Origin of the sequence: Streptomyces sp. NPDC003077 (genome assembly GCF_040611095.1) — a bacterium.
In the GTDB taxonomy this organism is placed as follows: domain Bacteria; phylum Actinomycetota; class Actinomycetes; order Streptomycetales; family Streptomycetaceae; genus Streptomyces.
The window spans coordinates 1-12,331 of record NZ_JBEXNM010000044.1; the positions used below are offsets into that span (position 1 = coordinate 1).

General features: G+C 71.0%; 8 protein-coding genes. 7 read left to right on the forward strand and 1 reads right to left on the reverse strand.

Features of this window, described 5'->3' with window-relative positions; translation table 11 throughout:
• Positions 1-186: 186 nt before the first annotated feature.
• The 4 genes from gatC to gatB are packed head-to-tail and all read left to right on the forward strand — an operon-like array spanning position 187 to position 3,754.
• Positions 187-483 carry an Asp-tRNA(Asn)/Glu-tRNA(Gln) amidotransferase subunit GatC gene (gene gatC / locus ABZX96_RS25445; protein WP_355548734.1) on the forward strand — a complete coding sequence of 99 codons (297 nt, stop codon included), beginning with the start codon at positions 187-189 and terminating at the stop codon, positions 481-483.
• Complete coding sequence (gatA, locus tag ABZX96_RS25450; protein WP_355548737.1) at positions 480-1,982, forward strand: Asp-tRNA(Asn)/Glu-tRNA(Gln) amidotransferase subunit GatA; 1,503 nt, start codon at positions 480-482, stop codon at positions 1,980-1,982. The genes gatC and gatA overlap by 4 nt, the downstream gene beginning before the upstream one ends.
• Complete coding sequence (locus ABZX96_RS25455) at positions 1,979-2,221, forward strand: hypothetical protein (protein WP_355548740.1); 243 nt, start codon at positions 1,979-1,981, stop codon at positions 2,219-2,221. Before gatA ends, ABZX96_RS25455 begins: the two co-directional genes overlap by 4 nt.
• A 24-nt stretch (positions 2,222-2,245) precedes the next feature.
• Positions 2,246-3,754: an Asp-tRNA(Asn)/Glu-tRNA(Gln) amidotransferase subunit GatB gene (gene gatB / locus ABZX96_RS25460; protein WP_355548743.1), complete on the forward strand. Its 1,509-nt coding sequence runs from the start codon at positions 2,246-2,248 to the stop codon at positions 3,752-3,754.
• A gap of 327 nt (positions 3,755-4,081) precedes the next feature.
• Here the strand turns inward: gatB and ABZX96_RS25465 are convergent, their stop codons facing one another.
• Positions 4,082-5,851: a glycoside hydrolase family 18 protein gene (locus ABZX96_RS25465; protein ID WP_355548746.1), complete on the reverse strand. Its 1,770-nt coding sequence runs from the start codon at positions 5,849-5,851 to the stop codon at positions 4,082-4,084.
• A 460-nt stretch (positions 5,852-6,311) separates the two neighbouring features.
• On the opposite strand from ABZX96_RS25465, the gene ABZX96_RS25470 reads away from it, so the two are divergent.
• From ABZX96_RS25470 to ABZX96_RS25480, 3 genes are all read left to right on the forward strand, one after another.
• On the forward strand, positions 6,312-8,435 hold the full coding sequence (locus ABZX96_RS25470; protein ID WP_355548749.1) for a phosphocholine-specific phospholipase C: 2,124 nt from the start codon (positions 6,312-6,314) through the stop codon (positions 8,433-8,435).
• A 741-nt stretch (positions 8,436-9,176) separates the two neighbouring features.
• Complete coding sequence (locus ABZX96_RS25475; protein ID WP_355548752.1) at positions 9,177-11,429, forward strand: MMPL family transporter; 2,253 nt, start codon at positions 9,177-9,179, stop codon at positions 11,427-11,429.
• A gap of 226 nt (positions 11,430-11,655) precedes the next feature.
• Positions 11,656-12,201: a hypothetical protein gene (locus ABZX96_RS25480; protein WP_355548755.1), complete on the forward strand. Its 546-nt coding sequence runs from the start codon at positions 11,656-11,658 to the stop codon at positions 12,199-12,201.
• Positions 12,202-12,331 lie beyond the last annotated feature (130 nt).

The window sequence follows — 12,331 nt, forward strand, 5'->3', positions numbered from 1 at the left end:
CAACCCCCCCCGGCCCCCCCCCCCAAACCCCCCCCCCCCCCACACAACCCCGCGGGCGGGGCCGCCCCCCGCGGCCCGGCGCCACGTACAACTGTTTCGCGAGCGCGTTTGCCGACGCCATAGGATTGGCCCCGCAGACATACGCAAAGCAAGATCAACCAAGTCACTCACCCTGAGGATCGCCGCATGCCTGGCATCACGCGCGAGGAGGTCGCCCACCTCGCCCGGCTGGCACGTCTGGAGCTCAAGGACGAAGAGCTGGAGCACTTCGCCGAGCAGCTCGACGACATCATCGGCGCGGTCGCCCGCGTCTCCGAGGTCGCCGAGCAGGACGTCCCGCCGACCTCCCACCCGCTGCCCCTGACGAACGTCATGCGGGCGGACGAGGTCCGTCCGTCGCTGACCCCGGAGCAGGCGCTGTCCGGCGCCCCCGCCCAGGAGCAGCAGCGTTTCAAGGTGCCGCAGATCCTGGGGGAGGAGTGACCGACATGGCAGACCTGACGAAGCTCACCGCCGCCGAGATCGCGGAGAAGATCGCGTCCGGCGAGGTCACCGCCGTCGAGGTGACCGAGGCGCACCTGGCCCGCATCGAGGCCGTCGACGAGAAGGTGCACGCCTTCCTGTACGTGGACCGCGAGGGCGCCCTCGCCCAGGCCCGCGCCGTGGACGAGAAGCGCGAGCGCGGCGAGAAGCTCGGCCCGCTGGCCGGCGTCCCGCTGGCGCTGAAGGACATCTTCACCACCGAGGGCATCCCCACCACCGTCGGCTCGAAGATCCTTGAGGGCTGGATCCCGCCGTACGACGCGACGCTGACCAAGAAGCTCAAGGCCGCCGACGTCGTCATTCTGGGCAAGACCAACATGGACGAGTTCGCCATGGGCTCGTCCACGGAGAACAGCGCCTACGGCCCGACCGGCAACCCCTGGGACCTCACCCGCATCCCCGGCGGCTCCGGCGGCGGCTCCTCCGCCGCGCTGGCCGCCTACGAGGCGCCGCTCGCGATCGGCACGGACACCGGCGGCTCGATCCGCCAGCCCGCCGCCGTCACCGGCACCGTCGGCGTCAAGCCCACCTACGGCGCGGTCTCCCGCTACGGCATGGTCGCCTTCTCGTCCTCGCTGGACCAGGGCGGCCCGTGCGCCCGCACGGTGCTGGACGCGGCGCTGCTGCACGAGGTCATCGCCGGTCACGACGAGCTGGACTCCACCTCCATCGACGCCCCGGTCCCGCCGGTCGTCGAGGCGGCCCGCAACGGCGACGTCAAGGGCATGCGGATCGGCGTCGTCAAGGAGTTCTCCGGCGAGCACTACCAGGCCGGCGTCATGCAGCGCTTCAACGAGTCCGTGGAGCTGCTGCGCGAGCTGGGCGCGGAGGTTGTGGAGATCTCCTGCCCGTCCTTCGACCTGGGCCTGTCCGCGTACTACCTGATCGCGCCCTCCGAGTGCTCCTCCAACCTGGCCCGCTTCGACGCCATGCGCTACGGCCTGCGGGTCGGCGACGACGGCACGAAGTCGGCCGAGGAGGTCACCGCCCTGACCCGCGAGGCCGGCTTCGGCCCCGAGGTCAAGCGCCGCGTCATGCTGGGCACCTACGCCCTCAGCTCCGGCTACTACGACGCGTACTACGGCTCCGCCCAGAAGGTGCGGACCCTGATCAAGCGGGACTTCGAGAAGGCCTTCGAGCAGGTCGACGTGCTGGTGTCGCCGACCACGCCCACCACCGCCTTCCCGATCGGCGAGCGCGCCGACGACCCGATGGCGATGTACCTCGCCGACCTGTGCACGATCCCCACGAACCTGGCAGGCAACGCGGCCATGTCGCTGCCCTGCGGCCTGGCGCCCGAGGACGGGCTGCCGGTGGGCCTGCAGATCATCGCCCCTGCCATGGCCGACGACCGGCTCTACAAGGTCGGTGCCGCGGTCGAGGCCGCGTTCACCGCCCGCTGGGGCCACCCGCTGCTTGAGGAGGCACCGTCCCTGTGAGTGGAAAGCTCGCCAAGGCGAAGAAGTTCAAGAAGTCCCGGACCGGCACGTACCTGTCCATCGGCACGACGCTGTTCGGTGCGGTGAGCGTCGTCAAGCAGGCGAAGCAGGCCCGAGGCGAGAAGGACACCCTCCAGCTCGTCGACGCCGTGGTCTCCGCCGCCGCCATCGTCACCGGCGTCGCCCTGCTGGTGCGCGAACTGCGCCGGCTGAACGACGACGACGTTCTCGCGGGCTGAGCGGGACTGAGAGGTTAGTTTTCCGTGACCGTCACTGAACTGGTGTCGTACGAGGACGCGCTGGCCACCTATGACCCCGTGATGGGTCTGGAGGTGCACGTCGAGCTCGGCACCAAGACCAAGATGTTCTGCGGGTGCTCCACCGCCCTGGGCGCCGAGCCCAACTCGCAGACCTGCCCCACCTGCCTCGGTATGCCCGGCTCGCTGCCGGTCGTCAACGCCGTCGGCGTCGAGTCGGCCATCAAGATCGGCCTGGCGCTGAACTGCTCCATCGCCGAATGGTGCCGCTTCGCCCGGAAGAACTACTTCTATCCGGACATGCCGAAGAACTTCCAGACCTCCCAGTACGACGAGCCGATCGCCTTCGACGGCTACCTCGACGTGCAGCTGGAGGACGGCGAGGTCTTCCGCGTGGAGATCGAGCGCGCCCACATGGAGGAGGACACCGGCAAGTCCACCCACGTCGGTGGCGCGACCGGCCGCATCCATGGCGCCTCGCACTCCCTGCTGGACTACAACCGCGCCGGCATCCCGCTCATCGAGATCGTCACCAAGCCCATCGAGGGCGCGGGCGAGCGGGCCCCCGAGGTCGCCAAGGCGTACGTGGCCGAGCTGCGCGAGCTCATCAAGGCGCTCGGCGTGTCCGAGGCCCGCATGGAGATGGGCCAGATGCGCTGCGACGTGAACCTCTCGCTGCGCCCGAAGGGCCGCGAGAAGTTCGGCACGCGCTCGGAGACGAAGAACGTCAACTCGCTGCGGTCGGTCGAGCGCGCGGTCCGCTTCGAGATCCAGCGGCACGCCGCCGTCCTGGACGCGGGCGGCACCATCGTGCAGGAGACCCGCCACTTCCACGAGGAGGACGGGTCCACCACCTCCGGCCGGGTCAAGGAGGAGGCGGAGGACTACCGCTACTTCCCCGAGCCGGACCTGGTCCCGGTGGCCCCCTCGCGCGAGTGGGTCGAGGAGCTGCGGGGCACGCTGCCCGAGCTGCCGCGGGTGCGCCGCAACCGGCTGCGCGAGGAGTGGGGCATCTCCGAGCACGAGATGCAGTCCGTCCTCAACGCGGGCGCGATCGACCTGATCACCGCCACCATCGACGCCGGGGCGGACGCCGCCGCGGCCCGCAAGTGGTGGATGGGCGAGCTGGCCCGCCGCGCCAACGAGGCCGGCACGGAGCTGGCCGCGCTGGAGATCACCCCGGCGCAGGTCGCGCGGGTCGCGGCGCTGGTCACCGAGGGTTCGCTCAACGACAAGCTGGCCCGCCAGGTCATCGAGGGCGTGCTCGCGGGCGAGGGTGACCCGGACGCGGTCGTCGAGAAGCGCGGCCTGAAGGTCGTCTCGGACGAGGGCGCGCTCGGCGCGGCCGTGGACGAGGCGATCGCCGCCAACGCCGCCATCGCGGACAAGATCCGCGGTGGCAAGGTCGCGGCGGCGGGCGCGCTGGTCGGCGCCGTCATGAAGGCCACGCGCGGCCAGGCGGACGCCGCCCGGGTGCGCGAGCTGATCCTGGAGCGGCTGGGCGTGGAGGGCTGAGGCCCGCGCCGTAGACGCGACGAGGGCGGCGCACCGGTTTCGTACCGGTGCGCCGCCCTTGTGTGTGCGGGGTGGGGCTGGACCTCGTACGGATCACCTACGGGCTTCCCCGGCGGAACCCGGGCGGGTTTCCCGAATGGAACCCGGGAGGGTTTCCCAAACAGATCACCCACCACCGCCTCGGGGTTTCCCGAACGGATCACGTACGGGTCCCGTGCGGCCGGCGCGGGGCGGGCCGCCCCCGTCGTGAGCCCACAGGGGCGGCCCACCAACCCGTCGTGAGCCCCACAAGGGCGGCCCGCCCGAGGACCGGCCGCCCCGAAAGCCCTACGGCAGCCCGTGCACGTGCGGCCCCACGGCGTTGGACCACGCGCTCCCGGACGCCGCGTCCCAGTTCGTGGACCAGGTCATCGCACCGCGCAGGGACGGGTAGGTCTTGGCGGGCTTGAAGGTGCCGCAGCCCGTGCCCTTGGTGAGGCAGTCCAGCGCGTTGTTGACGACGCTGGGGGCGACGTAGCCGCCGCCCGCCGCACGGGTGGAGGCGGGCACGCCGAGGCCCACCTGGGACGGGTCGAGGCCGCCTTCGAGCTGGATGCAGGCCAGGGCGGTGAGGAAGTCCACCGTGCCCTGCGAGTAGACCTTGCCGTCGCAGCCGAGCATCGAACCGCTGTTGTAGTACTGCATGTTGACGACGGTGAGGATGTCCTTGATGTTCAGCGCCGTCTTGAAGTAGCCGCCCTGGGTGGACTGCATGTCGATGGTCTGCGGGGCCATCGTGATGATGAGCTTGCTGCCCGCGAGCTGGGACAGCGACCGCAGCGCCTGCGTCATGTAGGTCGGGTTGAGGCCGTTCTCCAGGTCGATGTCGACGCCGTCGAAGCCGTACTCCCGCATCAGCGCGTACACGCTGTTGGCGAAGTTGCTCGCGGAGGTTGCGTCGTTGACCGAGACGGTGCCCTTCTCGCCGCCGACGGAGATGATGACCTTCTTGCCCGCGGCCTGCTTGGCCTTCAGGTCGGCCTTGAACTGCTCGACGGTGTAGCCGCCGAGGCCCGCCGTGTCGAGGTTGAAGGTCACCGCGCCCGGCTTGTTGGTGGCGTCCGCGAAGGAGACCGCGATGATGTCGTAGTGGCTCTGGACGTCGGAGAGCTTCTGGACGGTCGCGCCGTTGTTGAAGTTCTGCCAGTAGCCGGTCACCGCGTGCTTGGGCAGCGGATTCTCGTTGCCGTTGCCGTCGGAGGCGGTGGTGGCGGTGACCTCGGCGGACTTGGGGGACTCGCCGGCCTTGTTGCTCGCGGTGACCGCGAAGCGGTACGAGGTCGAGGGCTTCAGGTTCTTGATGATCGCCGAGGTTCCGCTGACCGCCTGCACCTTGGTGCCGTCCTGGTAGACGGTGTAGCCGGTGGCGTTCTTGGTGGTGCTCCAGGACAGGGCGACGGAGTTGGCGGACACCGAGCCGACGGTCAGGCCGCTCGGGGCACCGGGGGCGCCGGGGTCCGGCTCGGGCTCACCCGGGTCGGGGTTGCCGCCGCCCGCGTCCGGGCCGAAGACGTTCACGTCGTCCACGTAATAGGCGCTCTGGCCGTACCAGCCGTGGGTGTAGACGGTGACCGAGGTGGTGTTGGGGCCGGTGGTGAAGCTCGTCTTGATCGGCTGCCAGGAGGAGCCGCCGGCCGTCCAGGTGGAGACGTCGGTGGTGCCGGTGCCGGAGGCGCCGATATAGGTGTACGAGCCCTGGACGTAGGCGCTGAGCTGGTACGTCGAGTTGGGCTTGACCGCGACGATCTGCGAGCAGCGGGCGTTGTCCTGGCCGGCGGGCTCGGCCTTGAGCGCGCCCGAGCCGGTGCGGACCGGGGAGGAGACGACGCTGCCGCTGCCCGAGGAACAGGTCCAGTTGTCGAGCCCGGACTCGAAGCCGGGGTTCTTGGCGACGTTCACGTCCGCGGCTGCCGCCCGCTCGGTGGGGGCCGGGGCCGCGGTGGCCGCGGCCGGGAGTGCGGTGGCGGCGAGCGCGGCGGAGGCTAGGACGGCGAGCACGGCGGCGGGCCGGCGTCTGTGCCGGGCTGCGGGTGGTGGGGTGTGCGCGGTGCGGGACATGGGGGACTCCGGTACGTGAGGGGGACGCGGCAGAAGGGTGCGCGAGACGGTGGCCACCGGTGCGGAAATGCTGCGGGGAACCTTTGGGGAACCTCCGGGAAAACAAAATGGTTCAGACCAATATCGTTGTCAAGGGTCCGGACACCGGCCGTTCGACCGGGCGTCACAGGGGCATCCGGGCCCCGGCTTTTGGTTCGCCGGGCGGCCTTTGGGGTGGCGGCCGGGCCGCTCTGTTTCCGGTCAGATAACGCGCCGCCGGATCCCCGTCCCCGCTCGCTCACGAGGGCACCACCAGGCCCGGAGCCCACCGGATTACCTGAAGGTTCGTGATGCACCGGCCAACTGTTCGCGTGGGCGTCATCTCAGGACCTGTCGTGAGCCACAGCCGTCGACTAGCGTCCCCGTCGCATCGCAGCAATGGGTCAACCCCGAACCATTGACGAGTGACTGGGAGGCGAGCGTGGCATCCGAGGTTTCACGGAGACGTGTGCTGGAACTGGGAGCGGCGGCGGCCGGGTTGGCCGTCGGCGGCTCCCTGCTGCCGCCGTCCCTCCAGGAGGCGCTGGCCCAGCAGCCCGCCCCCGCGCGGGCGGCCGGGCGCGGCGGGCTCGGCGCCATCCGGCACGTCGTCGTCCTCATGCAGGAGAACCGTTCGTTCGACCACTACTTCGGCACCCTGCGCGGCGTCCGCGGCTACGCCGACCGCAACGCCATAGAACTGCCCGGCGCGCGCAGCGTGTTCGCGCAGCCGGGCGTCATGGGCTTCGGCTCCACCCTGCCGTTCTCCGTCCGCGAGGCGGCAAAGACGCAGAACAAGGACCTCCAGTACATCGGCGACCTGGACCACGGGTGGACCGGCGGCGCCCGGGCCTGGAACGACGGCTGGATGAACAACTGGGTCCCCGCCAAGACGGCCGCCACGATGGCCCACTACGACCGGCAGGACGTGCCGCTGCACTACGAGCTGGCGGACACCTTCACCGTCTGCGACGCCTACCACTCCTCGATCCACTCCTCCACCAGCCCCAACCGCAACCACCTGGTCAGCGGCTGGACCGGCTTCGAGCCGCACACCGGCAACCGGGCGGTGGGCAACGACGCGTACGCGGAGGACTCGCACCCCGGCTACACCTGGCCCACCTACGCCGAGCGCCTGGAAAAGGCCGGGCACAGCTGGCGGGTCTACCAGGAGTGGGACAACTTCACCGACAACAACCTGGAGTTCTACGCCACCTTCAAGAAGGTCATGGCCAAGGCGCTCCGCAAGGTGGACGGCGTGCGCAACATGACGGCCTTCTACACGAAGGTCGCCGGCGCCTCCGCCGCCGAGCGCACGCGCCTCCGGGGCCTGCTGGAAGAGGGCGTGAAGGCGCTGTCCCCAGCGGACCGCAGCCTGTTCGAGCGCGCGCTGCGGCGTGGCGAGCCGGGCAGCACGGCCGCCGCCTTCGCCGCCGACGTGGCCGCCGGGAAGCTCCCCGAGGTGTCGTACATCGTCCCCTCGGCCGCCGACTCCGAGCACCCCGGGGCGTCCTCCCCGGTCGCCAGCGCCACCCTCGTCTACAAGATCCTGGACGCGCTGGGCAGCAACCCCGAGGTGTGGCGGCACACCGCGCTCTTCCTCACCTACGACGAGAACGACGGGTTCTTCGACCACGTCCCGCCGCCGGTGCCGCCCGCCGGTACCGAGGAGGAGTACTGGGACGGGAAGCCGACCGGCCTGGGGATGCGCGTCCCGATGCTCGTCATCTCGCCCTGGTCGGTGGGCGGCTACGCCTGCTCCCAGGTCTTCGACCACACCTCCATCGTCCGCTTCCTGGAGCGCTGGACGGGCGTGCGCGAGCCCAACATCAGCGCCTGGCGCCGGACCGTGAGCGGCGACCTGACCAGCGCCTTCGACTTCTCGCGCGCCCGTAGGCAGCCGAAGACCGAGCCGGTCGGGGCCATCCCGCCGTTCACCGGGCGCTGGCGGCCCAAGCCGCCGCTGAACCAGGCCATGCCGGAGCAGGAGCGCGGCACGCGGCCCGCCCGGGCGCTGCCGTACCAGCCGGACGTAGACGGTGTCTACGATCCGGAGGCCGAGGTCTTCCGGCTCGCCGCCCGCAACGACGGGGAGGCCAGTGCGCACCTCGCGCTGTACCCGTACGCCCGTGAGTACGACCGCCCGCAGCACAGGGACGTGCACGTCCACGACGAGGACGACTGGGAGGTGCCGGTCAAGGGCGGCGCCTACCGCTTCACCGTCACCGGGCCGAACGGTTTCCGCCGCGAGTTCGCCGGGAGCGCGCAGGGGGTGGCGGCGGCGACCGAGGTCACGACGCGGCTGGACGCGCGGCGCCGGGAGATCCACCTGACGGTGGTCAACGAGGGCGACACCGATCTGACGCTGGCGCTCAAGCCGCTGGCGTACGCCTCGGTGTCGCCTCGGGTGATCAAGGTCCGGGCGGGGGCGACCCGCACCGTCGCCCACGCGGCTGCTTCCGCGCACGGGTGGTACGACCTGGAGCTGACCGTGGCCGAGGACGACTCTTTCCGGCGCCGGTTGATGGGGCACATCGAGAACGGGAGGGAGTCGGTCACCGGGTGATCCGGGGCGCGGTGGCGGTGGGCCGCGGGTGATTCCTGGGGCACCGGTGAACGCCGGGGGCGTTGTCCTCAAGCGCCGGACGGGCTGGATTTTGGCGGGTCGCCGTCCTTTGGTGAGGGGTGAGCTCGCCATTTTCAGCCCGTCCGGCGTTTGAGGACGTGGTGACGGGGGCCGGAGGAGGCTGGGGGCTGTGCCCGTCACTTCCAGCCTGTCCGGCGTTTGAGGAGACTCCGGTGAGCGCGTGTACGGGCTCGTGGGCGGGTGGCGGGTGGTCTTCGGTGCCGGTGAACGCCGGGGGCGTTGTCCTCAAGCGCCGGACGGGCTGGAAGTTGCCGGGCCGCCGACCGTCGGGCGGGCTGGGATTTGACGGGCCCGACGAGCGTCGGGCGGGCTCGAATTCGCTGGCCCATCGACCGTCGGGCGGGCCGGAGCGACCGCTACGGGCAGCCGATCACCCACCCGATCCCGGCCGATCACGAACGGCCCCGGCCGATCGTGAACGACCCCCGGACCGGCATATTCCGACCGGACCGAATAACCCTTCGTCCCTGGAATGTGGGGAAGTCCACAAAAAGGTCAAATGATCTTTTCTTGCTGTCACTCTGCAAGAAGGCACGGGCCCGGCGCCCCCTCGCGGGACGCGGTGGGCCCGTTCTCTCCCCCCACTGTTCTCGCGTTCGGCACCACCCGTACCACCCGGGAGATATCGACGCATGACCCGGGAAGCAGACGAACAGCTTCATGACCGCACTGACCCGCTGGTGCCTCAGGCGCCGCGTCGTCGTGATCGTGCTGTGGCTCGCCGCCCTCGCGGGCGTCGTGGCGGCGGCGGGCGCGACGGGATCCGCGTACTCCGACCACTACGACGTACCGGGCACGGAGGCAGGGCGGGCCGGCGCCCTGATGGCCGAGGCGTTCCCCGAGCAGTCCGGGGACGGCGACACCATCGTGTGGCACACCGAGAGCGGCAGCGTGCGGGCCGCCGCCGTCGAGCGGACGATGACCCGCACGCTGGAGGAGATCGCCGAACTCCCCGGCGTCGGCTCCGTCCAGAGCCCGTACGCCGCGGCCCCGCACGAGAAGCCCGGAACGGGTTCCGGCGGCCCCAACCAGCCCCGGGCCGAGCAGCGCGTCAGCGCCGACGGCCACACCGCCTACGCGGCCCTGTCGTTCGACGCCCCCACCGACGACCTGGACAAGGCGCAGGTCCAAAAGGTGGTGGACACCGCCCGCGCGGCCTCTACGGACGGGCTCCAAGTGGCCCTGGGCGGGCCGGGCATCGCCCTCACCGAGGCGCCGCGGGCCCAATTGGCGGAGGTCATCGGGCTGGTCGCGGCGGCCGTGGTGCTCTTCCTCGTCTTCGGGTCGCTGCTCGCGACGCTGCTGCCGATCGTCACGGCCGTGGTGAGCGTCGGCCTGGCCTCGGCGGCGGTGGCGCTGCTGAGCCACGTCATGACCGTCGCGGACTTCGCGCCCATGCTGGGCATGCTCGTCGGCCTGGGCGTGGGCATCGACTACGCGCTGTTCATCCTCACCCGGCACCGCAAGGGCCTGCGGGCCGGGCTCCCGGTTCACGAGGCCGCCGAGCGGGCCGTCACCGTCTCCGGGCGGGCGGTGATCTTCGCGGGGGCGACCGTCTGCATAGCCCTGCTCGGCATGTTCGTCCTGCGGCTGAGCTTCCTGAACGGGGTGGCGGTCGCCGCCTCACTGACCGTCGTCCTGACCGTGGCCGCGTCCGTCACCCTGCTGCCCGCCCTCCTCGGCATGATCGGCATCCGGGCGCTGGGCCGCCGCGAACGCCGGAAGCTGGCCGCGGACGGCTGCGTCCCCGAGCGCCCCACCGGGTTCGCCGTCCGCTGGTCCGGCTTCGTGGAGCGCCACCCCAAGCTGCTGGGCCTGCTGGCCGCCACGGTGATGCTCGTCCTCGCACTGCCCACCCTGGGCCTCCACCTGGGCACCTCCGACCAGGGCAACAACCCCGCCACCAGCACCACCCGGCAGGCGTACGACCTGCTGGCCCGCGGCTTCGGGCCCGGCTCCAACGGGCCGCTGACGCTGGTCGGCGAACTGGACGGGGCCGCGGACCGGCTCGCCTTCGACAAACTCCCGGCCAAGCTGCGCGCCACCCCCGGCGTCGCCCGGGTCGGCGGCCCGGAGTTCGCCGGCAACGGCGACACCGGCGTGATCACGGTGCAGCCGACCACCTCGCCGCAGTCCCGGCAGACCTCCGACCTCGTCGAGCGGCTGCGCGAACGGACGCTCCCGAAGGCCGCGTCCGGCACCACCATGAAGGTGCACGTCGGCGGGGTCACCGCCAGCTACGACGACTTCGCCGCCGTCATCGTCGGCAAACTCCCGCTGTTCGTCGGCATGATCATCGGGTTGGGGTGCGTCCTGCTGCTGCTCGCCTTCCGCAGCATCGGCATCCCCCTGAAGGCCGCCGCCATGAACATCGCCGCCGTCGCCTCCTCCTTCGGCGTCGTCGTCGCGATCTTCCAATGGGGGTGGGGCAGCGAACTGATGGGCCTGGGCAGCGCCGGCCCCATCGAACCCTTCCTGCCCGTGATCATGGTCTCCGTCCTCTTCGGACTGTCCATGGACTACCAGGTGTTCCTGGTCAGCCGGATGTACGAGGAGTGGCGGCGCACCGGCGACAACTGCCGCTCGGTCCGGGTCGGCCTGGCCGAGACCAGCAGAGTGATCAACTCCGCGGCGGTCATCATGATCGCGGTGTTCACGGCCTTCGTCCTGAGCGGCGACCGCATCATCGCCATGTTCGGCATCGGCCTCGCCGCCGCCGTAGCCCTCGACGCCTTCGTCCTGCGCACCCTCCTGGTCCCCGCCCTCATGCACCTCCTGGGCGGCGCGAACTGGTGGCTCCCCCGCTGGCTGGAACGCCGCCTGCCCCGCATCAGCATCGAGCCGCCGGAGGAGCGGGAGGCCGTGGTGTCGGCGGAGCGGGAGGGGGAGGGGGAGCGGTTGGTGGGGGTGTGAGGGACTGACGCCTGAGCCCGGTAACCGGGTTCGGCGGGCGCGTCGCGGCAGGTGAGACGTTGGTGGCGCGCCGGGCGGGGTGGGCGGAGCGCTTGATAGCGTCCCTTCGCACGTACGTACGGGGGAAGGACGCTCGGTGCCGAGCCATCAGCATGACTGCCATCAGCACGCCTGCCGGAGCGGGTGTCCCGAAGGGCCGCCACCCGCAGGCGCCGAGGAATTCCGCGTGGGGCTGACGCGGAGCCCCGGGCGATGGATACGCGCGGCCGTCTGCTCTCTCTCGATCGCCCTGCTCGCCGGAGCCTGCGCGTCCTCGGAGTCCTCCGACTCCAACAAGGCGCTGCCCCGTAAGAGCCGTGAGGAATCGCTGGCCTGGGCGAAGAGCTACACCGCGACCATGGCCCGCCACGCGGACGTCACGATCGGCGGGAAGTACGGTCCCCACACGCGTTTCGAGAACTGCATCGGCCGTAACGGGGAGGTGGCGGACGACGGCCGGTACACCCTGGCCTACACCGTGTACGCGCAGCTCCCGGGCAAGGAGCACGCCGCGGCGTTGCGGAGGCTCCGGACGGCGCTGGAGAAGGACGACGGCGCGAAGGTCACGTCCTACCAGGAACAGCCGCAGTCCTTGCTGTTCGGACGGTCTGAGGAACGTGACGGCAAGGCGATGGACCTGGTGGTCGGCTCCGCCGGACCTTCGGACACGCTGCGCCTATCCGTCAGGACGCCGTGCTTCCTGCCGCCCGGTGCGCGGCAGCAGCGGTTCTGACGCCTGCTCGTCGTCCGTACGCGCACCCGGAGCCGGGCGCGCCCCTGAGTGCTTATGACGCACTCCCTAAGCCCCGATGCGGGTCCCTAAGCCCCCACGAAGCACCCCCCTAAGCCCCACCCCACCCCCT